Below are 22,013 nucleotides of genomic sequence, written 5' to 3'. Positions count from 1 at the left end.
GTGATTCATGTCAATATATTTCGAGACTTCCGAATACTGCTCTGACGCCGATCTTCCTGTGCTGCCCGTTCCGCGGGCTGCGCACTGCCCGCTTGCGCCCCCGGCCGAGTTTGTGGACTGGCGGGAACAGGCCGGGCTCCGGCGGGCGATGTTCCAAGGCAATCCGATTTGGGTGGTGAGCCGGTACCAGGACATCAGGGCTGCGCTGGTCGATCCGCGCCTGTCCGCGAAGACCATTCCGGACGCCATCATGCCGTCGGACGCGGACAACAACATTCCGGTGATGTTCGCCCGGACTGATGACCCCGAGCATCATCGGTTGCGGCGCATGATGACCAGCAACTTCACCTTCAGGCGTTGCGAAGCCATGCGGCCGCAAATCCAGGAAATGGTCGACCACTATCTCGGGGAGATGATCAGCCACGGGCCGCCGGCGGACTTGGTGCGCGACTTTGCCTTGCCGGTCCCGTCGCTGGTGATTGCGCTGCTGCTGGGGGTGCCGCCCGAAGATCTCGGGCTCTTCCAGCGCCAGACCACCGTTGGGCTGGACACCCGTTCGTCCGACGAGGAGAAGGGGCAAGCCTTTGGGGCGATGTACGCCTATATCGAGGAGTTGGTGGAGCGCAAAGGGCGCGAACCCGGCGACGACTTGATCAGCCGCCTTGTTACGGAATACGTGGCGACGGGCCAACTCGACAATGCGACGACGGCGATGAACAGCGTGATCATGATGCAGGCCGGCCACGAGACCACCGCCAACATGATCTCGTTGGGAACGGTTGCGCTGCTGCAGCATCCCGACGTGTTTGAGCGGCTCGGACGAACCGACGATCCTGCCGTCATCGCGAACATCGTCGAGGAGTTGATGCGCTACCTCACCATCGTGCACAGCCAGGTCGATCGCGTGGCGACCGAAGACCTCATGATCGGTGGTCAGCTGATCCGTACCGGGGAATTCGTCATGATGAACCTGCCCGCCGGCAACTGGGACGCAGAGTTGGTCGAAAATCCAGAAATCTTCGATGTCGACCGAAATACGCGTGGGCACTTGGGCTTTGGCTATGGCGTGCACCAGTGCATCGGGCAAAACCTGGCCCGTGTCGAAATGCAGGTCGCCTTTGCGACGCTGGCGCGGCGGCTGCCCGGGCTGACATTGGCTGTATCACCGGATGAGCTGAGGTTCAAGGTCGCCAATATCTACGGAATGAAAGAGCTGCCGGTCAGCTGGTGACGATGTCGATTGGCGAGCTGCGATTCGACGAGCAGGTTGCCGTAATCACCGGCGGCGGCGGAGGGTTGGGCAAGCAATACGCCCTGCTTCTCGCGTCGCGTGGCGCGCGCGTCGTGGTCAATGACACGGGCGGGTCGGTGACCGGCGACGGCTCGGATATCGAGGCGGCACAGGCGGCCGCGGCGGAAATCCGCCAGCGCGGCGGCCGGGCCGTCGCCGACACCCATAGCGTGACGAGTCCCGAAGGCGGAGAGGCGATCATCGAGGCCGCCCTTCGCACCTGGGGACGCGTGGACATCGTGATCAACAACGCGGGAATTGTCGGCGACGCGCCGTTCGAGGACATGACCGCCGATCGGTTCGAACCCCTTATCGATGTGCACTTGAAGGGCGCGTTCCATGTGACGCGGCCGGCGTGGACGGTCATGCGCGAGCGGCGGTACGGCCGGATACTCAACACCTGCTCGGCCGCCGGAATCCTTGGCGCCGAACGCATGAGCAATTATGGCGCGGCAAAAACCGGGTTGATCGGTTTCACCCGCGTCCTGGCCGCCGAAGGCGCCGACCACAACATCAAGGTCAATGCCGTCGCCCCAATCGCATATACCCGAATGCTGGCGCAATCCGTCGACAGCGCCGCCCCGCCGGACGACCCGGCGGCGCAGGCGGTGCTGGACGACCTTGTGGGCCAATATCTTCAGAAACTGGACCCGGCGCTGGTGGCTCCGGTGGCGGCCTTCCTGACGCACCAGGATTGTCCGGTCTCCGGGGAGATCTACACGGTCGGTGCCGGACACGTCGCGCGATTCTTCATCGGCAGGACGCGGGGCTTCTACCGGCCCGGGCTGTCCATCGAGGACGTGCGCGATCATCTCGAAAAGATCCGCGACGAAGCCGGCTACACCGTGCCCGGCGGACCCGCCGACGAGATGAGCGAGCTGTTCGCGACCATCATGAACAGCTGAACGTGGAGTTGTTGGGCCAAAAAGCGGGCAATTCACCCAACAAGTCGACGTTGGACCCAAAGGTCAGCAGCTGAACGCGGTCCCGACGCCGTCGGGCGGCGGCACCGACTTCAGGCAACCGAACGGTTGGATGCCGGCGGTGGCGAACCGCACCGCCGACTGGTGGGCGTAGTTCACGCAGAACAGGCCCGCTTGATCGGCTCGGCAGCGGTAGTCGCCGAATGACAACGAATCCCCGTTCGCCAACTCGGGTCCGTTGCCGTTGACGAACGGACCGGGATCGGCGCGCGACGACCCGACCTGGAGGTTTGTTCCGTCGAAGTCGATCCAGCCGCCCTTCCATTCGCCGTAGGCCGTGTCGGGGCGGGGCGGGGGACTGGTCAGGTCCACCAGGCAAGCCAGCGCGCCGCCGGTGTGTTTGGAGTCGGTCATGCACGACACTTTGCCGGCGTTAGCCGTCAGCGCGATGTCGGGACCCAGTGATGTGGTGGCGCCGTCGTGCGTCGCAGCGTGATAGCCGCCCGGATCGGCCGGTTGACCTGCCTCGATCCACGCGATGACGTCGGGGATCGCTGCGCCGGCGGCCGGTGCGGTGGACTCCGCGGCTGGTTTGCTGCCCGACGGACCAGTCGCTGTCTGGGTGGTCTGGGTTGGCGCCGATCGGCCGCCGACCGTGTGCGAGCATCCGGCGACAAGCCCTGCGACCAGGAATGGCACTGCGACCAGCGCGGCGATCCGCATCTCGTCAGGCTAGCCGCCGGGCCCCGGATTCGGCCGCTACGCGCGCACTAGTGTCGTTCTGACGCCGTAGTGTCGGCTACCGTCACTAGTTATGCATCAGCGCACCATTCGCGCCCGCACGACGGCCGGCACCGTCGAAGGTTTCACTCGGGATGGCGTACACCGCTGGCGATCCATCCCATATGCCCGGCCGCCGTTGGGACCCCTGCGATTCCGGGCGCCGCAGCCGGCCCTGCCGTGGTCGGGCGTGCGACACTGCCATGGCTTCGCCAACTGCGCGCCCCAGCAGCGTCGCTACACCCTGCTCGGGGTCGGCCGCTATCAGCCCACGAGCGAGGACTGCCTCACGCTCAACGTCGTGACCCCCGAAGTCCCCGCCGAGGAACCGCTACCGGTCATGGTCTTCATTCACGGCGGCGGCTACATCCTGGGCAGCTCGGCCACGCCGATATACGACGGCGCCGCGTTGGCACGCCGCGGTTGTGTGTACGTATCGGTCAACTACCGGCTGGGCGCGCTGGGATGTCTGGATCTGTCGTCGCTGTCGAATCCGGACATCACCATCGACAGCAATTTGTACCTGCGCGACTTGGTGATGGCGTTGCAGTGGGTCCGCGACAACATTGCCGAATTCGGCGGTGACCCGGGCAATGTCACCATCTTCGGTGAAAGCGCGGGCGCTTGCATCACCTCCTCGTTGCTCGCGGTGCCCGCCGCCGAAGGCCTGTTCTCCCGGGCGATCTCGGAAAGCCCGGCGTCGGGCATGGTGCGGTCCCGCGAGACCGCCGCCGAGTTCGCGACACGCTTCGCCCGCCTGCTCGGGGCTCGCACGCAAGATGCCGCTAATGCGCTGATGCAGGCGTCCGTGGCGCAACTGGTGGAAACGCAACAACGGCTGATCGACCAGGGCATGGAGGACAGGCTGGGCGCCTTCCCGATTGGCCCGGTCTTCGGCGACGACTGCCTGCCCCTCGACCCCGTCGAGGCGATGCGCAGCGGGCGGGCGCATCGGGTGCCGCTCATCGTGGGGACCAACGCCGAAGAGGGCCGGTTGTTCACCCGCTTCCTCAAGATGCTGCCGACGAACAAATCGATGATCGAGGAGCTGCTGGCCGACACCGAACCGGCCGCCCGCGAACGCATTACCGCCGCCTACCCGGACTACCCCGCGCCATCGGCATGCATCCAGCTGGGCGGTGACTTCGCGTTCAGCTCGGCGGCCTGGCAGATCGCCGAGGCCCACGGCAGCCACGCGCCGACCTACCTCTACCGGTACGACTACGCCCCGCGGACGCTGCGCTGGTCGGGTTTGGGCGCAACGCATGCCACCGAGCTGTTGGCCGTCTTCGATGTCTACCGCACCAGGTTCGGCGCCCTGCTGACCGCCGCCGCCGATCGGCGTGACGCGCTGCGGGTCAGCAATCACGTGCAACGGCGGTGGCGGTCCTTCAGCCACACGGGGTCGCCCGGCGACGACTGGCCCGTCTATACCCCCGCCGACCGTGCCGTGATGGTCTTCGACCGCAGGAGCCGCGTCGAGTTCGATCCACACCCGCACCGCCGGATGGCATGGGACGGCTTCTCACTGGCGCAGTGACCTGGCACGCTGATCCCCATGCACGCCGACACCGAGCAAGTCATCGAACGCCCCGGTGACCTCACCACCTCCTGGTTGACCGCGGCGATCGGCGCAGGATCCGTTGCCGACTTCGCCGTAGAACGCATCGGCACCGGCCAGATGAGCGAGTGCTACCGCATCCGGCTCACCTACGCCGACGCCGGCTCGGACGGGCCGGAGTCGGTGGTGCTCAAGGTTGCGGCCACCGACCCGGTGAGCCGGCAGACTGGGGCGGCGCTGGGTCTCTACGAGCGTGAAGTCCGCTTTTACGGTGACATCGCGCCAGGCCTGGGCGGGCCGATAGCGCCCTGCTACCACGCCGCGGTCGACAACTCGACCGGCGCGTTCGACCTGCTGCTCGGCGATGCCGGTCCCGCGACCGTCGGCGACGAAATCGCCGGCGCCACAGTCGAACAGGCCCGGCTCGGTGTCGTCGAGTTGGGACGGCTGCACGGCCCGCTGCTCGGGGACGCGTCGCTGGCCGAAGCGACGTGGCTCAACCGCGAGACGCCGCTCAACCAGGCGATGATCGGTGCGCTTTACGCCGGATTCATTGACCGGTACGGCGACCAGATTTCGCCGGAGCACCGCATCGTGTGCGAACGCCTGGTCGCCGCGTTCGACGGCTACCTGGCCTCGGAAACTGCGGGGGCGTCGGAGCCGGGCCGAATCCAGGGCCTGGTGCACGGCGACTACCGCCTGGACAACATGTTGTTCGGTGCCGCCGGAGCCGACCGCGCGCTGACGGTGGTCGATTGGCAGACCGTTTCCTGGGGTCCGGCGCTGACCGATCTGTCGTACTTCCTGGGCTGCGCGCTGCAACCGCAGGATCGTCGCGAGCACTACGACGAATTGCTGCGGGCGTACCACCAGGCGTTGGGGCCAAAGGCGCCGATCACCCTCGCCGAGGTCGGCGAAGGTGTGCGCCGCCAAAGCTTTTTCGGGGTGATGATGGCGATCGTGTCGTCAATGCTGGTGGAGCGCACCGAGCGCGGCGACCGGATGTTCATGACGATGCTGCAACGGAACTGTGACCACGTGCTCGACACCGACGCGTTGGCGACGCTGCCCGCTGCGGCGGCCCCGGAACCGTTGCGACCGTCGCAGGAGGATGAGCTCGCACACGACGCAACCGACGAACCGTTGTGGAGTGAGAGCTGGTACGCCGACTTCGTCGATGCGGCACAGGGATTGGGCGGCTGGTTCCGCATCGGCCTGGTCGCCAACCAGCAGACGGCATGGGTTCACGCGCTGCTGTGCGGACCCGACATGCCGACGGTGGCCGTCGTCGACTGCGAAGTCCCGCTGCCGTCAGACCCGTGGGTGTTGCGCACCGACGCGTTCAAGGCGAGCCACTCCGTCAGCGAGCCGCTGCAGGCCTATCGCGTCGACGTGCGGGGGCGGGGTCAGGCTTACCCCGACCCGTCGGCCTTGCTGCGCGGGGAGCCGGGAACTCCCGTCGAGGTGACCATGAATTTGGTGTGGGCCACCGACGGCACCCCGTACAAGTACCGGCTGACGACGCGTTACGAGATCCCGTGCACGGTCTCGGGGACCGTCACCGTCGGGGCCGCAAACTACCGCATCGAATCGGTTCCCGGGCAGCGCGACCACTCCTGGGGCGTGCGCGACTGGTGGAGCATGGATTGGATATGGAGCGCGCTGCACCTTGACGATGGCACCCACCTGCACGGTGTGAACATTCGAATCCTGGGTACGCCGACTTTCAGCGTCGGCTACGTTCAGGGCGCCGACGGCCCGGATAGCCAAGTCACCGAGCTGCAGACCGTCGCGTCGCGAGAATCCTTCGACGACAACGGATTACCGTTGCCCGCGGCGTTGGTTCTCAATCCGGGCGAGATCACCGCTGACGTCGACGTGCGCGGACACGCGCCGGTGTGCCTGACGGCCCTCGACGGACGGGTGAGCCAGTTCCCGCGTGTCTGGGCCGTCGTCAGCACCGCGGACGGCCGCAGCGGTGTCGGTTGGGTGGAATGGAACCGCAACCTGTAATAGGCACCAGCGCGGTCCGGAACGGCACGCCGTCACCGGTCGTGGTGATGGGTGTCTCCGGCTCGGGCAAGTCGACGGTGGGTGCGGCGCTCGCGCAACGGCTGCGGGTGCCCTTCGTGGACGCCGACAGCCTGCACCCGCCGGCCAACATCGCCAAGATGACCGCCGGCGAACCGCTCAACGACGACGATCGCCATCCCTGGCTGGAAAACGTCGGCGCGTGGTTGGCCCGCCACCACGACGACGGCGTGGTGAGTTGTTCGGCGCTCAAACGCAAATACCGCGACCGGTTGCGCGTGTCCTGCCCGCGCGTGGAGTTCTTGCACCTCAGCGGCTCAGCGGAACTCATCAGCAGCCGGCTGGCCGCCAGGTCCGGCCATTTCATGCCGCCCACACTGCTGCGGTCGCAGTTCGACGCTTTGGAGCCGCTCGGCGCCGGCGAGACCGGTGTCACCGTGGATGCGGGCCAAGACGTCGACGCGATCGTCGACACCTTCCTGGCGGCGTCGGCGGCCCGGCGCCACCCGGGCCCCTGAGCCATGTCCGAAACCGTGGTGGGGCTCATCGTGGCTTCGCACTTCGCCTTCATCGCCTACGTCGTCGTCGGCGGTTTCATCGCGCTGCGCTGGCGGCGCACGATGTGGCTGCATGTGCCGGCGGTGATCTGGGGGATCGCCATCGCGACAAAGCGGGTCGACTGCCCCTTGACGTGGGCGGAGCGCTGGGCTCGGCAGAGCGCGGGAATGGCGCCGCTGCCGCGGGGCGGATTCATCGCGCACTACATGACCGGAACGATCTATCCCGAAGGCTGGCTGCTCGGCGTCCAGCTCGCCTCGTTCGCACTGGTCGCGGGGTCATGGGCGGTGTATTTCCGGCGCGACCTCGCTCGGCGCCGACGCGATCGTGTGACTACCAGCGGCGCTTGCGACGACGAGTCTTGACGCCGTCGCCGACCCGCTCGCGGGCCACGTCGGCCAGGTGACTGCCGCGCGCAACCGCCGTGTCGGCCAACTTTTCGCCTCGTTTGCGCGCGGCCTGGGCCAGCGGCGCGCCCTTTTCGGCCGCGGTGGTGGCCAGTTCGCGGCCTCGTTCGAGAGCGGCTTCGGCGTATGGCGCGCTCTTTTCGGCGGCGGTGCTGGCCAGTTCGCGGCCGCGTTCGGCGCCGATCTGCAAACCGTGCACGATCTTTTCCCCGAGTTCCCCGAAGTCGGCGTCAAACGCGTCAAGCGTGTCAGGGGATCCTGGCAAGGATCCCGGCAGCGCCGAGGACACCCGCTCGGAGAGCCGCTCGGCTGCCCGGCGGCCTCGCCACCCCAGTGACGGCTTGCCGGCCGTATCGGCGGACGCGATCATCAGCCCGCCCAACAGGCTGAGGTCGGTCAGGAAATCCCGCCGCTTCTGGGCCTTGAGCTGCGGGTCGCTCTCACTCCAGAACATGTGCGCACCGAGGTTCGCCGGCAGCACCGTCAACGCGAGGGCAGCCGAAGCGACGCGGGGTGCTTTGCCGGTGGCAAGCAGCAGGCCGCCACCGATTTGGACGGCGGCATTGATCTGAGCAAACGTCTGGGGGTCGCTGGGAATGCTGCTGCTCACCGAATCCGGTAGTGCATGAAGACCATCCACCGTGGGCGCCGCTGCCTGGGCAGCCAACTTGGGATTGAGCAGCGATTCGATTCCCTGGCCGAGGAACGCCGCCGACAGCAGGGGCCGCGCGATTCTGCGGATCAACATGGCAGCTAGGTTACCCGGCCGGCCGGCAAACAAACCGTCCGGCTTGTCGCCGCAGCTAGCAGCACCAGCGTTGGCTTGGTGGTGGCCCCGCGACGATATGGTGGAGCGCGTGCGAGCGTTGATCATCGTCGACGTGCAAAACGACTTCTGCGAGGGCGGCTCGCTGCCGGTAGCCGGCGGCGCCGCCCTGGCACCCGCCATCAACCGCTATCTGGCCGGCGAGCCGGGCTACCGGCACGTCGTGGCGACCAAGGATTTTCACGTCGACCCGGGTGACCATTTCTCCGACCGGCCCGATTACTCGTCGTCCTGGCCCCCGCACTGCGTCGCAGGAAGCCCGGGTGCGGATTTTCGTTCCGACCTTGACACCGGCCGAATCGAGGCGGTCTTCCGCAAGGGTGCCTATGCCGCGGCCTACAGCAGCTTCGAGGGCGTCGACGAGAACGGGACCCCGTTGCTCGAGTGGTTGCAGCAGCGGGGAGTTGACGAGGTCGACGTCATCGGCATCGCCACCGACTATTGCGTCCGGCGGACCGCCGAGGACGCGGCGCGGGCCGGCCTGACCACCAGGGTGCTCGTCGGCCTGACCGCCGCTGTGGCGCCGGATTCGGCCGCGGAAGCGCTGGCGGAGATGCGAACCGCCGGCGTCGAACTGGTGGGCGGGCCCTGATGGTGACGCCACTCGATCGGGAGCAGCTGCTCGGCGCCGTGGAGCGGTCTCCGAAGGCGGCCGCCGCGCATGACCGCGCCGGGTGGGTGGCGCTGTTCACCGGCGATGGCCGAATCGAAGATCCGGTGGGTTCGCGGCCGCACGTGGGGCGGGCGCAGATCGGCCGCTTCTATGACACCTTCATCGGTCCGCGTGACATCAAGTTCCATCGCGATCTCGACATCGTGTTCGGCACAGTGGTGTTGCGCGATCTCGAACTCGAGGTGGCGATGGGCTCGGCCGTGACGATGTACATTCCCGCATTCCTTCGCTATGACCTCCGAGAAGGCAACGGCCAGTGGCAGATTGCCGAATTGCGGGCCTATTGGGAGCTGCCGGCGATGATGCTGCAGTTCCTGCGAACCGGACGGCGAGCGGTTTCGCCCGCGGTGCAACTGTCGCGCGGTTTGCTGGGCAATCAGGGATTGCGAGGGACCGCGGGCTTCATGGCCGGCTTCCGCCGGGTGGGCGCGCGGCACAAGGAGCTGGTGGAGACATTCCTCGATGCGGCGGCGCGGGGCGACAAGTTCGCCGTTCTGCGTGCGTTATCAGCAACCGCCACAATCACGTTGGGCGATACCGACCCTCTCGAGGTTGCCGAGCTCGTCGCGCAACTCGGCGGGGCCACCTGGACCAAGATGAACGGCGCGGGACCCACGGTCACGGTCTCGTTCGACTCGGATCACGGGCGCGGCATCATCTTCGCCGACGTGGCGTGGCGGGGCAACGCGATCAACCGGATCAGGTACTTTCCCGCCTGATCGCTCGCCCCGCTCCGAGCCCGTTCAGTGCGCAACCATCAGCGCGAGCGTCGCCGCCGACAGGGCCAAGTAGGCGCCGGGAAACGCGATGTTGTAGAGGACGCGAGCAGTTAGGTGCGTCACGACTGCTCCGACAAAGAACAAGACCAGGCCGACGGCGGCCGCAATTCCCAAGGCCGGTGCGCCCAGGAGCCCGACAACCAGGCCGACGGCCCCGGCCAGCTTTACCGCCCCCAGCGCCGGTAACCAAGAACGCGGCACCCCGACCTCGGCCGAGTTGGCCAGGACGAATCCGGCGGGGATGAAGTCGGCTATCGCGATTGCGGCGGTGACGGTCGCGGTAATCAGCGTGACCACGAAGTATGCGGCATCCATGTCAGGGCAATTCCTTTTCCATCAGGGGCAATTCCTTTTCCATCGGTCAATCCATTGGGGTGCAGCTGTTTCCGCAGCGGCGAGCCGAATGGCCGCAGCGCACGCTGCGGCGCACAATCGATAGGGTCATGGTGCTGGTCTCCTTTGCAACCGAGAGTCCGAGGGATGCGGTCATCGTCTTGACGAGTCCCGCGCAGAAAACGTGACCGATGAGCGCAGCCCGGCAACACCACAGGCCCATCGGGTACCAAGGAAATCGGACACGGTCGGTTACGGGGCAAGATGGGAAGCACGATGCTCGATAAGCGGTTCGGGCGGCGAAGCCTGCTGCGGGGCGCCGGTGCGCTCAGCGCGGCGTCGCTTGCTCCGTGGGCCGCGGGCTGCGCTCCCGACGATAACGACGCGTTGACGTTCTTCTTCGCGGCCAATCCGGACGAGCGCGATGCCAGGTTGCGCATTGTCGAGGAATTCCAGCGCCGCCATCCTGACATCAAGGTACGGGCGTTGTTCTCCGCACCGGGCGTGATGCAGCAGCTGTCGACGTTTTGCGCCGGCGGCAAGTGCCCGGATGTGCTGATGGCGTGGGAATTGACCTATGCCGAACTGGCCGACAAGGGTGTGTTGCTGGACCTCAACACCATGCTGAGTCGCGACCAGGCTTTCGCGGCGCAGCTGAAGTCGGACAGCATAGGGGTGCTGTATGACACCTTCACGTTCAAGGGAGCCCAGTACGCGCTTCCGGAGCAATGGTCCGGAAACTACCTGTTCTACAACAAGCGGCTTTTCGCCGAGGCCGGGGTGCCGGCGCCGCCCAGAACGTGGGAGCAGCCGTGGAGCTTCACCGAGTTCCTGGACACCGCCACCGCTCTCACCAAGCGGGATGGATCCGGACGGGCCACGCAGTGGGGTTTCGTCAACACCTGGTTCTCGTACTACTCGGCCGGGCTGTTCGCGATGAACAACGGGGTGTCTTGGGCCACCCCGCGGGTGAACCCGGCCCACTTCAATTTCGGCGACGACGCCTTCACCGAGGCGGTGCAGTTCTACGCCGACCTGTCCAACAGGCACAGGGTGGCGCCCAACGCATCCGAGGTGCAGTCGATGTCCACGCCCGATCTGTTCGCGGTGGGCAAGGCGGCGATCGCGCTGGGCGGCCACTGGCGTTACCAGACTTTCATCCGCGCCGACGGCCTGGATTTCGATGTCACCTCGTTGCCGGTGGGGCCACGCCGGCAGGGCCAGCCCGCCTGCTCCAATATCGGTGCCACCGGACTGGCCATCTCGGCGAGCAGCCAACGCAAGGAGCAGGCGTGGGAATTCGTCAAGTTCGCCACCGGCCCCCTCGGGCAGGCGTTGATCGGTGAATCCTGCCTTTTCGTGCCGGTGCTGCGGTCCGCGCTCAACTCGGACGGATTCGCCAAAGCCCACCGCAGGGTCGGCAACCTTGCCGTGCTCACCGAAGGGCCGACGTATTCGGAAGGCCTGCCGATCAGCCCGCAGTGGGAAAAGATCGTCGCCCTGATGGACCGCAGCTTCGGGCCCGTGCTGCGCGGATCCCGGCCGGCGACGTCGCTGGCCGGGCTGTCGTCCGCCGTCGACGAGGTGCTGCGCACCCCATGACATCGGTCGACGCAACCGCCGCGCCCGGGCCGGTTACCGCCGCAGGACCCGGGCCTTCGCGACGACGAGCCTGGGCCGGTCGCCTGTTCGTCGCGCCGAATCTGGCCGCGGTCGCGGTGTTCATGCTGTTTCCGCTCGGCTTCTCGCTGTACATGAGCTTTCAGCAGTGGGACGTGTTCAGACCGCCAAAGTTTGTGGGCCTGAAGAACTTCGAACAGCTCTTCACGTCAGACCCACTGTTTCTCATCGCGATCCGCAACACGGTGATTTTCACCCTCGGGACCGTCGTGCCCACCCTGCTGATCAGCCTCGTCGTCGCCGGTGTGCTCAACCGGAAAGTCAAGGGCATCGGTATCTTTCGAACGATCGTGTTTCTGCCCCTGGCGATCTCGTCGGTCGTGATGGCGGTCGTGTGGCAGTTCGTGTTCAATACCGACGATGGGCTACTCAACATCATGCTCGGCTGGGTCGGGATCGGTCCGATCCCGTGGCTGGTCGACCCCAGATGGGCCATGGCCTCGCTGTGCATGGTCAGCGTGTGGCGCAGCGTGCCGTTCGCCACTGTTATCTTGTTGGCCGCAATGCAGGGGGTTCCGGAAACCGTTTACGAGGCGGCAAGAATCGACGGCGCCGGCGAGATACGGCAGTTCGTGTCCATCACGGTGCCGTTGATCCGCGGGTCGATCTCGTTCGTCGTGGTGATTTCGATCATCCACGCGTTCCAGGCTTTTGACATGGTCTACGTCCTCAACGGACCGAATGGCGGACCGGAGTCCGCCACCTATGTCTTGGGCATCATGCTCTTCCAGCACGCGTTCTCCTTCCTGGAATTCGGTTATGCGTCGGCACTGGCGTGGGTGATGTTCGCCATCTTGCTGGTGTTGACCGTGTTGCAGTTGCGGCTCACGCACCGGCGCTCTTGGGAGTCTTCTCGTGGGCTTAAGTGAGCGTGTGTTCAAGCGCAATGTCTTTCGTGGCGTCGTCGTATACACGATGCTGATCGGCATCGCATGGTGCTGGCTGTTCCCGATAGCCTGGGCGGTTTCTGGCTCGTTGAAAAGGGAAGGCGAGGTGACCGAGGCAAGGCTGTTGCCTGCTCACCCGCAGTGGTCCAACTACAGCGAAGTGTTCACGCTGATGCCGTTCTGGCGCATGTTTTTCAACACCGTGCTGTACGCCGGATGCGTCACGGCAGGGCAGGTCTTCTTCAGCTCACTGGCCGGATATGCCTTTGCCCGGCTGGATTTTCGCGGCCGCGATACCTTGTTCGTGCTGTACCTGGGCACGCTGATGGTGCCGCTGACCGTGACGGTGATCCCGCAGTTCATCCTGATGCGGATAGTGGGATGGGTTGACACACCGTGGGCGATGATCGTGCCCGGTTTGTTCGGCAGCGCGTTCGGCACCTATCTCATGCGGCAGTTCTTCCGCACGCTCCCGACCGATCTGGAGGAGGCGGCGATTCTGGACGGTTGCTCGCCCTGGCAGATCTACTGGCGGATTCTGCTGCCGCACGCAAGGCCGGCGGTGATGGTGCTTGCGGTGCTCACCTGGGTCAACGTGTGGAACGACTTTCTGTGGCCGCTACTGATGCTGCAGCGCAGCAGCTTGGCGACGCTGACGCTCGGCCTGGTCCGGCTGCGGGGCGAATACGTCGCGCGCTGGCCGGTGATAATGGCAACGTCGATGCTGATCGTGCTGCCATTGGTCATCATCTACGCCGTCGCACAGCGTTCCTTTGTCCGCGGTATCGCCGTCACCGGGCTCGGCGGGTAGTCATGGCTTCGGTGACTTTCGAGCAAGCGACGCGGCGCTACCCCGGGGCGGATCGACCGGCCCTGGACCGCCTCGATCTGGCCGTCGGCGATGGCGAGTTCGTCGTTCTGGTCGGGCCATCCGGATGCGGCAAGACGACGTCGCTGCGCATGGTGGCGGGACTGGAAACGCTGGATTCGGGACGTGTCCGGATCGGCGAGCGTGACGTCACCAATGTCGATCCCAAGGATCGGGACGTCGCAATGGTGTTTCAGAATTACGCGCTCTACCCGCACATGACGGTGGCGGAGAATATGGGCTTCGCGTTGAAGATCGCCAAGACTCCGAAGGCCGAGATCCGCGAGCAGGTCTTGGGCGCGGCGAAGCTGCTTGATCTGCAACCGTATCTCGATCGCAAGCCCAAGGATCTCTCCGGCGGGCAGCGCCAGCGGGTGGCGATGGGGCGTGCGATCGTGCGCCGTCCGCAGGTTTTCCTGATGGACGAGCCGCTGTCCAACCTCGACGCCAAGCTGCGAGTGCAGACACGCAACCAGATCGCGGCATTGCAAAGGCGACTCGGTACCACCACCGTTTACGTCACCCACGACCAGGTCGAGGCGATGACCATGGGGGACCGCGTCGCCGTGCTGTGCGACGGCGTCTTGCAACAGTTCGCGACGCCTCGCGAGCTTTACCGGAACCCCGACAACGTATTCGTCGCGGGATTCATCGGGTCCCCGGCGATGAACCTGTTCACCCTTCCGATAATCGATTCCGCGGTATCGCTGGGGGACTGGCCGATCCCGCTGCCGCGTGAGATGGCCGGTGCCGCACGCGAGGTCGTCGTGGGGGTCCGTCCCGAACATTTCGAGCTGGGCGGCCCCGGTGTGGAGATGGAAGTCGACGTGGTCGAGGAGCTCGGGGCCGACGCCTACCTGTATGGCCGAATCACGGGCTTCGGCGAGGTGATCGACCAGCACGTCGTTGCGCGCGCCGACGGGCGCCACCCACCGGAAAAGGGCGCCCGCGTGCGCCTGCATCCAGAGCCCGGACACTTACACTTCTTCGGTACGGACGGCCACCGAATCGCGTGACCGACCGCGAGCCGGCCTGATCGAGCTACGCGGCCGCTCTCATCGACGTTTCTGGGCGCTTATCCTTGTGCGCAGCCGATCGCGTCAAGGCGACGCTGCACACGCGCGATGTCATCCCGCGAGGGCATCTCGTTGGTGATGCGGGTGATCGCCACCCCGACGTCGGTGGTGCTGATCGGCCGCCGTCGATGCGTCATCAGTTCGTTTGTGATGGCAGTGATCTCGTCCTTGGTGACGCGGCGGTGCGACAGCGCCGCAAGCGTCACGTGACCGGTAGCCGGCATGCCGGTGGGATAGCCGGCCCGGACAAAAGCGACAATGCTCGTTACCCAATGGGACAGGTCCATGCGTCCACCTCGCTAACCGCCATGCGCTATGCACTAGCGGCATCTAGCAACTTAGCAGTGGCAACGTCATCAGCCCGGTAAGACAACGCAGTTACTCACAACTATTTTTGTGGATTTTTCCGGCTGACACTTGAATCCGTTGGGTCGCCGCACCGCCGGCGATCGTCTGCAAATAGCGCGGCCGGGGTGGCGCGCCGCAACGATGTTTGGCCGCAAGACTTCCTAGTATTGCCGCGTGATGGATCGCTATGGCACAAACGTTCTCGCCGCGGGTCGGCGCAAGCCTCGCTCGACCGAGCATCCGGCCGAGCTCGGCCTCGTCGTCGAGGACGTCGAGACCGGCTACGTCGGCGCGGTGGTGCGAGTCGAATACGGCCGCGTCGACCTGGAAGACCGGCATGGCCACACCCGCGGCTTTCCCCTGGGGCCCGGTTACCTGCTCGAAGGCCGCCCGGTGGTCCTCACCGCGCCCCGCCGCCCGGCGCCCGCTGCTGCAGCCAGGACGGCGTCGGGCTCGGTCGCGGTGCCGGGTGCCCGCGCCCGGGTCGCCCGCGCCAGCCGGATCTACGTCGAGGGACGCCACGACGCCGAACTCATCGCCCAGGTCTGGGGCGAGGACCTGCGCGTCGAGGGTGTCGTCGTCGAGCACCTCGGCGGCATCGACGACCTGGTGGGCATCGTGGCAGAGTTCGCGCCCGGTGCGGGGCGCCGGCTCGGCGTGCTCGTTGACCACCTCGTCGCGGGTTCGAAGGAGGCGCGGATCGCCGACGCGGTGCGGCGGGGGCCGGGCGGCCCCGACACCCTCGTCGTCGGTCACCCCTATGTCGACATCTGGCAGGCCGTGAAACCGCAGCGGCTTGGCCTGGCCGCCTGGCCGAACGTGCCGCGGCACATCGAGTGGAAGCACGGTGCGTGCGCGGCGCTCGGCCTGCCGCACGCCGGCCAGGCGGACATCGCCAGGGCCTGGCGGCGGATCCGTTCGAGGGTGCGCGACTGGAACGACCTTGAGCCCGCGCTGATCGGCCGGGTCGAAGAACTCATCGACTTCGTGACGCAATCGGCCGTCCCCTGAGATGTTGGGGACTAAAGCCTCACGACCGATGACCCCACCGGTTTATAACGTCGCTTGTGATGAAAGGAGACCGAATGTCCGCACCCGTCAAACATCACGGCATCGTCGTCGCGGTCGACGGCTCGCCCGCATCGGATGTCGCCGTTGGTTGGGCGGCCCTCGAAGCGGCGATGAGAAACATCCCACTGACCGTGGTCCACGCGGTGGTCACGCCCACCGCGACCTGGCCACCGGTTCCTTACCCCGAGTCTTTGGCGGTGCGGCTGGAAGACGAGGGCAAAAAAGAGGTCCTGCGCGCGATCAAGATCGCCGAGGATGCGATGCCGGCCGACCGGAAGGTCACCATCGAGCGCGAGTTGGTGTTCTCGAACCCGTCGCCGGCCCTGATCAAAATGTCCGATGCGGCCGAGATGATCGTTGTCGGCAGCTCCGGACGAGGATTGCTCGCCCGAGGTGTGCTCGGTTCGGTGAGTTCGACCGTGGTGCGGCACGCGAGTTGCCCCGTCGCAGTCCTCCATGATGAAGATCTGCCGGACCAGCACGCGCCCGTCGTGGTGGGAATCGACGGCTCGGCGGTTTCGGAACTCGCGACCGAGATCGCGTTCGACGAAGCGTCTCGTCGGGGTGTCGACCTGATGGCCATGCACGCATGGAGTGACGTCACGACCGAAGTTCCGTTTTTGGATTGGGCGACGGTGGAGGAGGAGGCGCAGCGCAGTCTCGCCGAAAGCCTGGCAGGGTGGCGACAACGTTATCCGGACGTGACGGTGCACCGAGTGGTCGTGCGCGACCGGCCGGCCCGACAGCTCGCCGAGAAGTCGGAGTCTGCGCAGCTCGTCGTCGTGGGCAGTCACGGCCGAGGTGGTTTGACGGGCATGCTGCTGGGCTCGGTCAGCAACGCGGTCCTGCACTCCGTCCGGATACCTGTGATCGTCGCCCGGCCGTTGTCGGCGTCTGGCTGAAGCCGAACCCTTCACTGGGTCCGAAGGACGCCGGACGTCCACGCGCACAACGTGGCGACGTCACGCCCGGTGCGCATCACCGTCCGGTCGGGGCGCACGATCGCGGCCGTCGCGCGCCCCCGGCGCAACCATGCGTCGAGCGCGCTGCCGGGCTGGGCAACCAGCACGACGACTCCGCGCCGCCGCAGCGATGCCGCGTCGGCAGCATCGGGGTCACTCGTGGTGATCAACGCGAAACCGGTGCCGAGCACCTCGTCGAGCCGTTGACCGTTGGGCAGCAATGGATTCGGGCACAGCGTCCCCGCGAGCCGGCGCGGCCGGCGGGATTTGCACACCAGCGCGGACGAATGCAGCGCCGGCGTGGTGGAGTCGACGACCTTGTCGTGCAGACCGGGGACCAGCCGGACCCGGGGCAGCACCACGCGGCGCACCACGTTGCCCGCGCGGCCACCGCCGGTCATCGCCCGCCCCACGCCCAGCGCCAGCCGGGTCATGTGCCGGGTGTGCGGCTTGCGTTCCTGCTGGTAGGCGTCGAGAACGTCCTCGGCCAGGGTGCCGTTGTGGACTCCGGCGATCTTCCAAGCCAGGTTGGCTGCGTCCCGGACTCCGGCTCCCATGCCCTGGCCGGTGAACGGGGGAGTGAGGTGCGCCGCGTCGCCGAGGATGAAGACGTTGCCGCGGCGCCACCGGTCGGCGATCTGCGCGCGGAACGTGTACTCGCTGACACGCAGGAGCGCCAGTTCGCTGTCTGCGACATCGGCGGTCCAGGGTTCGATTAATGGTCGCAATGCATTCAATGTGCGGAAGTCGTCGGCGTTTTCGCCGCGCAGCAACTGGAACTCCCAACGGTAGCGCGCCGGTCCGATCCGCATGTACGTCGCCGCGCGAACCGGGTCGCACACCTGATGCACGCCGTCCCACTGGCGCAGGTCGGCCTTGCAGGCGACGTCGACGACCAGCCAGCGTTGCTCGAAGTTCAAATCCCGCATGGCCGAGCCGATGTGGGCGCGCACCATGCTGTTCGCGCCATCGCAGCCCAGCAGGTAATCGGCGTCGATCCGGTGAATGTGGCCGTCGGAGCGATCGGTGAACGTGACGCGCACGCATTTTCCGCTTTCGGTCAGCTCGGTGACCAGGGCGTCGCCGCGGAGTTGTGCGTTCGGGTACCGCTTGAGGTTTGCGCGTAACAGGGCCTCGAACTCCGGTTGGTCGAACATGTTGGCCTGCGGGAAGCCGTTCGGGCTGTGTGAGGGGTCGCGGTGGAACTCGGCGAGTACCCGGGATCGATTGTCGAGCAGGCGCAAACCGAGGGTGGGCCGCGAAATCCCGGCGAACTCGTCGGCGATGCCGAGGCGGGCGATGACGCGGTAGATTTCGTCGTCGAGGTGCACGGCACGCGGCTGCGGGTACACCCCGGCCCAGCGGTCGATGACGAGGCAATCCACGCCGCGTTGTGCCAACACTGTGGCCGCGGTCATGCCGGTCGGTCCGGCGCCCACTATGACGACTGGGACTACTGGGACGACGGGAACGTGCCGAATCGCGTTATCAGTCACGCGAATCGGACTGCTGCGCGCTGGGTCCCGAGATCGATGGCCCCGTCGTCGGTGGCCACTGACGCCTCCACGATGTCGCCGTCTTGCAGGTACTTCGGGTTGCCGGCCTGACGGCTGAAGAACACCTTCCACTTGAGGGCCGGTGGCAACAGGTTTCCGACGATCTGCAGCGGCTTCGGTGGGGCGCTCAGCGCGGTCCCGGCCGGGGTGCCGGTGAGCACCAGGTCACCGGGGGCGAGCTCCTGAACTGGGTGAGCGACTGCAGCGCCTGCAGCGGCCGATACAGCATGTCCCCGTCAACGAGCGCGTTTTGCCGCTCCTGGCCATTGACACTGAGGCGCAGCCGCAAATCGCCGAATCGCTTGAGCTCGTCGGCCGTCAGCAGGACCAGCTCCGGCCCGACCGGGGTGAATGTCGGATAGGACTTGGCCTCGTAGAACTGGGTTTGCGGAAGCTGGATGTCACGCGCGGAAACGTCGTTGGCGACGACCAGTCCGGCGATGAACGCGCCCAGGTTCTCGTCGGAAATCGTTGTGCCGACCGGGATTGCGCGCCCGATCACCAACCCGATTTCCACCTCGTAGTCGAGTAGCTTGACGTGTGCGGGCTTGACGATGTCGTCGAACGGGCCGTTGATCGAAGCCGACGCTTTGCGGAAGAAGGTCATCGGGACCGTGGCCGGGTCCATGCCCGCATCCTTGACATGCGACTCGAAGTTGGTCATCTGGGCCACCACTCGGCACGGCCGGGTCACCGGTGAAACCAGCTTCAGGTTGTCGACGGCGACGGTGTCGGCGCCGGCGGCCCCATTTATGGCAGCCTCGAGGCCGGCACGGTCGGTCAGCAGGGCGGCCGTGGTGGTGGCGGTGGTATCGATCCTGGCGGCGCCGGCGGGAGTCTTGAGCCACCAGGCGTCGGCGGTGTGCAGGACGCGAACGGTCATGAGCTAGGTACTTTCAGTAGGCCGACGAGCCGGCTGATGTCGAATTCGTTGCTCGCGCGCAGCGCGGTGATCATCGAAACCAGTTCGTGACGAGCGGATTTCAGGTCGGTTCCGAGGAAGTCTCTGGTCGCGGGCGGACCCCACTGGGCCAACCCGGAGGCGGTGAAGGGCGCCCAGCCGGGTTCGAGGGTGTTGTCGAACATGTCTCCGTCGGTGAAGTGTTCGACCAGGAAACCATCGGGATCGCGCCAGTAATCAAAGATCTGACTGCCCTGGATATGCCTGCCGATTCCCCAGGACCGGAAATACCCCCGCTCCCTGAGGTATTCGCCGCCGGCGGCCAGGGCGTCGAGGTCGCTGACCTGATAGGCCGAGTGCAGGTAACGATTGGCCGGACCCAGCGCCATCGCCAACGTATGGTGATCAGCCGGTGTCGATCCTCGATCGCAGCGGATGAAGCTCATGGTCGGCCCTCGTTCGCGCTGGCCGGCAAAGAACAGGAAGTCGCTGACGATCATTCCCAGGTTGTCCAGATACCAGTCCAGCGCCTCAAGGTACCTCGTCGACTGCATCACCAGGTGGCCCAGCCGCTGCACCCGCGCGGGTACGCGGGGGGGACGCTGGCCGGTGTTGGTGCGCCGCACATCGTGCCCGAAATTGAAGGTGTGGGGCTGCTGGCCCGGTAACTCGGGCAACTCGTGGGTGCCGGCGACGACGCGCACCTGCATGCCGCTGGGGTCGACCAGGTCGACTGCGCGGCCGCCAATGCTCTCCGCCAGGGGCCGCGTGGGGGCGCCCGCTTTGTCGGCCAGGCGCCGCACGTCGGACTCGTCGCCGGCCCGAAACGCCGCACCGGTGAATCGAGTCCGCGGACCGCGGCGCAGGATCGCACACGGTCCACCGGCCTCGGTGCCGCGCAAGTGAACCTCGTCGGGGCCGTGCCGCGCTGTCTGGAAGCCGAAGGCGCGCGCGAACGCCTCGGCGCGCGTCAGGTCCGGCTTCTCGAACTCCAGCCACGCGATGTCGACAACTTTGATAACCGGATTCGGGGACCGGCCCGGGTGCTCGCCGCGTAACGCTCCGTGTTCGCTGTGCTGGTCCCGGTGCATGCTCTTCGTCAGATCCATGACCATCCTCAAGGTAACTGATGAAATCGTCACATGCGCGCCGACCCCCAGTCAAGGCTTCTGACGAAATCCTCAAAAGTGATGCATACTGCTAAAGATGAGCGCGATGCCCGACGATCCCGATCCGCCCAACCGCTTGGAGCGGCGCAAACAGCGCACCAGAGCGGCGCTGGTCAAGGCCGCGCAGCGGTTGATCGCCGAAGGAAAGGTCAACGTGCCTGTCCTGGAGATCACCAAGGCCGCCGACGTCGGGATGGGTTCCTTCTACAACCACTTCGACAGCAAGGAGCAGCTGTTCGAGGCCGCGGTCGCCGACGTGCTCGACGCGCACGGAGCGATGTTGGACCGGCTGACCGAGTCGATCGCCGACCCGGCGGAAACGTTTGCCACCAGTTTCCGGCTGACCGGCCGGCTGTTCCGCCGGCGCCCACAGGAGAGCGAGATCCTGTTGGCCAACGGGCCGGCGCTGCTGTCGTCGGATCGCGGCCTGGCGCCTCGGGCACTACGCGACATCAAGGCCGGTGTCGACGCGGGGAGATTCCAGGTCGACGACCCCGAGCTTGCCCTGGCCACGGCCGGCGGCGCGCTGCTGGGCCTCGGAATACTGTTGCGTGACAACCCGGATCGCGACGACGCACGGGCCGCCGACGTCGTCACCGAAAACCTGCTGCGGTTGTTCGGGCTCGGCGCCGATGAGGCCCACGCGGTCTGTCACCGCCCGTTGCCCGACGACGCTTTCGCCGCGACCTAGCGGTTTCGCGTGTCCGTCGACCACAGGGTCGTGCAGCCCGGGCATTGCAGGTTGACCCGCGTCGCCTTATTGCTCAGCAGGTACTGCCAATGCGCACGGCAGTTGCGATCGCTGCGGCACTCGGCGCAGGCCGTGCGGCCCCAATCGCAGCTCGGGCAGGGTAGCCAGGCGCGCCGGGCAGCGTCGGCGTGCGGGTCAATCGGCAACTTAACCGTCACGGCGATCCCTTCTGGTCATTAAGTTAGGGTAGCCTACCCCAACTAAGGACCAACCGGGTGGCCGGGTCGCGATCGGCGAAATTATCCGGTCGCAGCAGCCGGACCGACGGACCGCCGGCTCACCTCCTTGGGGCGCAACGCCACCAGCACCACCCCGGCGGCGAAGGCCGCCGCTGTTACCCACGAGAAACGCCCGTCGGGTGCGAAGCCTCCCTGGGCCAATAAGTGCAGACCGGCGGCGGCCATCAGGGCACCGGCCAGCATGACCACCTCGCCCCAGCGATCTGAGAGTGGCACGCCGAGCATGGGGAGCGGGGCCGCGAAGAAGCGTCGCTGCCACCACAACAGCATCATCTCGACCGCTGTCACCAGGCTGAGGATGACGATCCACTCCAGCCGCACCAGCCACCACGCCGCCGTTCCC

The 22,013-nt window shown here is 66.4% G+C and carries 21 protein-coding genes and 2 pseudogenes; 15 read left to right on the top strand and 8 right to left on the bottom strand.

Features of this window, described 5'->3' with window-relative positions; genetic code table 11:
• Nucleotides 1–7: 7 nt before the first annotated feature.
• Together ACLP4W_RS09700 and ACLP4W_RS09695 are read left to right on the top strand one after the other, a co-directional pair.
• A complete protein-coding gene (locus tag ACLP4W_RS09700; RefSeq protein ID WP_442385923.1) occupies nt 8–1,231 on the top strand; it encodes a cytochrome P450 in 1,224 nt (407 codons plus the stop codon).
• A 2-nt stretch (nt 1,232–1,233) separates the two neighbouring features.
• Nucleotides 1,234–2,196, top strand: coding sequence for an SDR family NAD(P)-dependent oxidoreductase (locus tag ACLP4W_RS09695; RefSeq protein ID WP_442385922.1), 963 nt, complete (start codon nt 1,234–1,236; stop codon nt 2,194–2,196).
• A gap of 63 nt (nt 2,197–2,259) precedes the next feature.
• Here the strand turns inward: ACLP4W_RS09695 and ACLP4W_RS09690 are convergent, their stop codons facing one another.
• Entirely contained in the window at nt 2,260–2,937 is a 678-nt protein-coding gene (locus ACLP4W_RS09690) for a hypothetical protein (RefSeq protein ID WP_442385921.1), read from the bottom strand.
• Nucleotides 2,938–3,028: 91 nt separating this feature from the next.
• On the opposite strand from ACLP4W_RS09690, the gene ACLP4W_RS09685 reads away from it, so the two are divergent.
• From ACLP4W_RS09685 to ACLP4W_RS09670, 4 genes are read left to right on the top strand one after another with little or no spacing between them, the layout of a single operon-like run.
• Complete coding sequence (locus tag ACLP4W_RS09685; protein ID WP_442385920.1) at nt 3,029–4,534, top strand: carboxylesterase/lipase family protein; 1,506 nt, start codon at nt 3,029–3,031, stop codon at nt 4,532–4,534.
• An 18-nt stretch (nt 4,535–4,552) separates the two neighbouring features.
• The gene (locus ACLP4W_RS09680; RefSeq protein ID WP_442385919.1) at nt 4,553–6,568 is read left to right on the top strand and encodes a DUF7064 domain-containing protein; all 2,016 of its coding nucleotides are present in this window, start codon (nt 4,553–4,555) and stop codon (nt 6,566–6,568) included.
• On the top strand, nt 6,550–7,104 hold the full coding sequence (locus tag ACLP4W_RS09675; protein ID WP_442385918.1) for a gluconokinase: 555 nt from the start codon (nt 6,550–6,552) through the stop codon (nt 7,102–7,104). The genes ACLP4W_RS09680 and ACLP4W_RS09675 overlap by 19 nt, the downstream gene beginning before the upstream one ends.
• Nucleotides 7,105–7,107: 3 nt before the next feature.
• Nucleotides 7,108–7,509, top strand: coding sequence for a DUF2784 domain-containing protein (locus ACLP4W_RS09670; RefSeq protein WP_442385917.1), 402 nt, complete (start codon nt 7,108–7,110; stop codon nt 7,507–7,509).
• Here the strand turns inward: ACLP4W_RS09670 and ACLP4W_RS09665 are convergent.
• Nucleotides 7,478–8,299, bottom strand: coding sequence for a DoxX family protein (locus ACLP4W_RS09665; RefSeq protein WP_442385916.1), 822 nt, complete (start codon nt 8,297–8,299; stop codon nt 7,478–7,480). The genes ACLP4W_RS09670 and ACLP4W_RS09665 overlap by 32 nt on opposite strands.
• 109 nt (nt 8,300–8,408) lie before the next feature.
• Here ACLP4W_RS09665 and pncA point away from each other — a divergent pair, with 109 nt between their 5' ends.
• Nucleotides 8,409–8,969 (top strand): pyrazinamidase PncA, encoded by a 561-nt coding sequence (pncA, locus tag ACLP4W_RS09660; RefSeq protein ID WP_442385915.1) that lies wholly within the window; start codon nt 8,409–8,411, stop codon nt 8,967–8,969.
• Nucleotides 8,969–9,769, top strand: a complete 801-nt coding sequence (locus tag ACLP4W_RS09655) for a nuclear transport factor 2 family protein (RefSeq protein ID WP_442385914.1) — start codon at nt 8,969–8,971, stop codon at nt 9,767–9,769. Before pncA ends, ACLP4W_RS09655 begins: the two co-directional genes overlap by 1 nt.
• Nucleotides 9,770–9,793: 24 nt before the next feature.
• Here ACLP4W_RS09655 and ACLP4W_RS09650 read toward each other — a convergent pair whose 3' ends face one another.
• Nucleotides 9,794–10,144 (bottom strand): DoxX family protein, encoded by a 351-nt coding sequence (locus ACLP4W_RS09650; protein ID WP_442385913.1) that lies wholly within the window; start codon nt 10,142–10,144, stop codon nt 9,794–9,796.
• 294 nt (nt 10,145–10,438) lie between these two features.
• On the opposite strand from ACLP4W_RS09650, the gene ACLP4W_RS09645 reads away from it, so the two are divergent.
• From ACLP4W_RS09645 to ACLP4W_RS09630, 4 genes are read left to right on the top strand one after another with little or no spacing between them, the layout of a single operon-like run.
• A complete protein-coding gene (locus ACLP4W_RS09645; RefSeq protein WP_442385912.1) occupies nt 10,439–11,764 on the top strand; it encodes an ABC transporter substrate-binding protein in 1,326 nt (441 codons plus the stop codon).
• Nucleotides 11,761–12,711, top strand: a complete 951-nt coding sequence (locus tag ACLP4W_RS09640; RefSeq protein WP_442385911.1) for a carbohydrate ABC transporter permease — start codon at nt 11,761–11,763, stop codon at nt 12,709–12,711. Before ACLP4W_RS09645 ends, ACLP4W_RS09640 begins: the two co-directional genes overlap by 4 nt.
• Nucleotides 12,712–12,757: 46 nt before the next feature.
• Nucleotides 12,758–13,540, top strand: a complete 783-nt coding sequence (locus ACLP4W_RS09635) for a carbohydrate ABC transporter permease (RefSeq protein WP_442385930.1) — start codon at nt 12,758–12,760, stop codon at nt 13,538–13,540.
• A gap of 2 nt (nt 13,541–13,542) precedes the next feature.
• Nucleotides 13,543–14,613, top strand: a complete 1,071-nt coding sequence (locus ACLP4W_RS09630) for an ABC transporter ATP-binding protein (protein ID WP_442385910.1) — start codon at nt 13,543–13,545, stop codon at nt 14,611–14,613.
• A gap of 59 nt (nt 14,614–14,672) precedes the next feature.
• Here the strand turns inward: ACLP4W_RS09630 and ACLP4W_RS09625 are convergent, their stop codons facing one another.
• Complete coding sequence (locus ACLP4W_RS09625) at nt 14,673–14,960, bottom strand: DUF3349 domain-containing protein (protein ID WP_442385909.1); 288 nt, start codon at nt 14,958–14,960, stop codon at nt 14,673–14,675.
• A 235-nt stretch (nt 14,961–15,195) separates the two neighbouring features.
• Between ACLP4W_RS09625 and ACLP4W_RS09620 the strand changes: the two genes are divergently transcribed.
• The gene (locus ACLP4W_RS09620; RefSeq protein ID WP_442385908.1) at nt 15,196–16,032 is read left to right on the top strand and encodes a DUF3097 family protein; all 837 of its coding nucleotides are present in this window, start codon (nt 15,196–15,198) and stop codon (nt 16,030–16,032) included.
• Nucleotides 16,033–16,106: 74 nt separating this feature from the next.
• The gene (locus ACLP4W_RS09615; protein ID WP_442385907.1) at nt 16,107–16,994 is read left to right on the top strand and encodes a universal stress protein; all 888 of its coding nucleotides are present in this window, start codon (nt 16,107–16,109) and stop codon (nt 16,992–16,994) included.
• Between the two features lie 11 nt (nt 16,995–17,005).
• On the opposite strand, the gene mhpA is transcribed toward ACLP4W_RS09615, so the two are convergent.
• The 3 genes and pseudogenes from mhpA to ACLP4W_RS09600 all read right to left on the bottom strand — a co-directional run bounded on the left by mhpA (nt 17,006) and on the right by ACLP4W_RS09600 (nt 20,620).
• A complete protein-coding gene (gene mhpA / locus ACLP4W_RS09610; RefSeq protein WP_442385906.1) occupies nt 17,006–18,550 on the bottom strand; it encodes a bifunctional 3-(3-hydroxy-phenyl)propionate/3-hydroxycinnamic acid hydroxylase MhpA in 1,545 nt (514 codons plus the stop codon).
• Nucleotides 18,547–19,493: pseudogene (locus tag ACLP4W_RS09605) on the bottom strand (fumarylacetoacetate hydrolase family protein). The gene mhpA and the pseudogene ACLP4W_RS09605 overlap by 4 nt, the downstream one beginning before the upstream one ends.
• Nucleotides 19,490–20,620, bottom strand: a complete 1,131-nt coding sequence (locus ACLP4W_RS09600; RefSeq protein WP_442385905.1) for a VOC family protein — start codon at nt 20,618–20,620, stop codon at nt 19,490–19,492. The pseudogene ACLP4W_RS09605 and the gene ACLP4W_RS09600 overlap by 4 nt, the downstream one beginning before the upstream one ends.
• 97 nt (nt 20,621–20,717) lie before the next feature.
• Here ACLP4W_RS09600 and ACLP4W_RS09595 point away from each other — a divergent pair, with 97 nt between their 5' ends.
• Nucleotides 20,718–21,371: a TetR/AcrR family transcriptional regulator gene (locus ACLP4W_RS09595; protein ID WP_442385904.1), complete on the top strand. Its 654-nt coding sequence runs from the start codon at nt 20,718–20,720 to the stop codon at nt 21,369–21,371.
• 299 nt (nt 21,372–21,670) lie between these two features.
• Here ACLP4W_RS09595 and ACLP4W_RS09590 read toward each other — a convergent pair.
• A pseudogene (locus ACLP4W_RS09590) lies at nt 21,671–22,013 on the bottom strand (acyltransferase family protein); the annotation flags it as partial.

Origin of the sequence: Mycobacterium sp. (assembly GCF_052145595.1) — a bacterium.
Classification (GTDB): domain Bacteria; phylum Actinomycetota; class Actinomycetes; order Mycobacteriales; family Mycobacteriaceae; genus Mycobacterium.
Note: the sequence above shows the minus strand (reverse complement) of the source record. Positions and strands in the feature narration are given on the sequence as shown.

Excerpts from the sequence above, each read along its gene's own strand:
- ACLP4W_RS09655 (WP_442385914.1), top strand. The coding sequence starts at position 8,969 with ATGGTGACGCCACTCGATCGGGAGCAGCTGCTCGGCGCCGTGGAGCGG.
- ACLP4W_RS09615 (WP_442385907.1), top strand. The coding sequence starts at position 16,107 with ATGTCCGCACCCGTCAAACATCACGGCATCGTCGTCGCGGTCGACGGC.
- ACLP4W_RS09695 (WP_442385922.1), top strand. The coding sequence starts at position 1,234 with ATGTCGATTGGCGAGCTGCGATTCGACGAGCAGGTTGCCGTAATCACC.
- ACLP4W_RS09595 (WP_442385904.1), top strand. The coding sequence starts at position 20,718 with ATGAGCGCGATGCCCGACGATCCCGATCCGCCCAACCGCTTGGAGCGG.
- ACLP4W_RS09700 (WP_442385923.1), top strand. The coding sequence starts at position 8 with ATGTCAATATATTTCGAGACTTCCGAATACTGCTCTGACGCCGATCTT.
- ACLP4W_RS09625 (WP_442385909.1), bottom strand. The coding sequence starts at position 14,960 with ATGGACCTGTCCCATTGGGTAACGAGCATTGTCGCTTTTGTCCGGGCC.
- ACLP4W_RS09665 (WP_442385916.1), bottom strand. The coding sequence starts at position 8,299 with ATGTTGATCCGCAGAATCGCGCGGCCCCTGCTGTCGGCGGCGTTCCTC.
- ACLP4W_RS09675 (WP_442385918.1), top strand. The coding sequence starts at position 6,550 with ATGGAACCGCAACCTGTAATAGGCACCAGCGCGGTCCGGAACGGCACG.
- ACLP4W_RS09685 (WP_442385920.1), top strand. The coding sequence starts at position 3,029 with ATGCATCAGCGCACCATTCGCGCCCGCACGACGGCCGGCACCGTCGAA.
- ACLP4W_RS09650 (WP_442385913.1), bottom strand. The coding sequence starts at position 10,144 with ATGGATGCCGCATACTTCGTGGTCACGCTGATTACCGCGACCGTCACC.
- ACLP4W_RS09645 (WP_442385912.1), top strand. The coding sequence starts at position 10,439 with ATGCTCGATAAGCGGTTCGGGCGGCGAAGCCTGCTGCGGGGCGCCGGT.
- ACLP4W_RS09690 (WP_442385921.1), bottom strand. The coding sequence starts at position 2,937 with ATGCGGATCGCCGCGCTGGTCGCAGTGCCATTCCTGGTCGCAGGGCTT.
- ACLP4W_RS09600 (WP_442385905.1), bottom strand. The coding sequence starts at position 20,620 with ATGGATCTGACGAAGAGCATGCACCGGGACCAGCACAGCGAACACGGA.
- ACLP4W_RS09670 (WP_442385917.1), top strand. The coding sequence starts at position 7,108 with ATGTCCGAAACCGTGGTGGGGCTCATCGTGGCTTCGCACTTCGCCTTC.
- ACLP4W_RS09635 (WP_442385930.1), top strand. The coding sequence starts at position 12,758 with ATGCTGATCGGCATCGCATGGTGCTGGCTGTTCCCGATAGCCTGGGCG.
- ACLP4W_RS09680 (WP_442385919.1), top strand. The coding sequence starts at position 4,553 with ATGCACGCCGACACCGAGCAAGTCATCGAACGCCCCGGTGACCTCACC.
- ACLP4W_RS09640 (WP_442385911.1), top strand. The coding sequence starts at position 11,761 with ATGACATCGGTCGACGCAACCGCCGCGCCCGGGCCGGTTACCGCCGCA.
- ACLP4W_RS09630 (WP_442385910.1), top strand. The coding sequence starts at position 13,543 with ATGGCTTCGGTGACTTTCGAGCAAGCGACGCGGCGCTACCCCGGGGCG.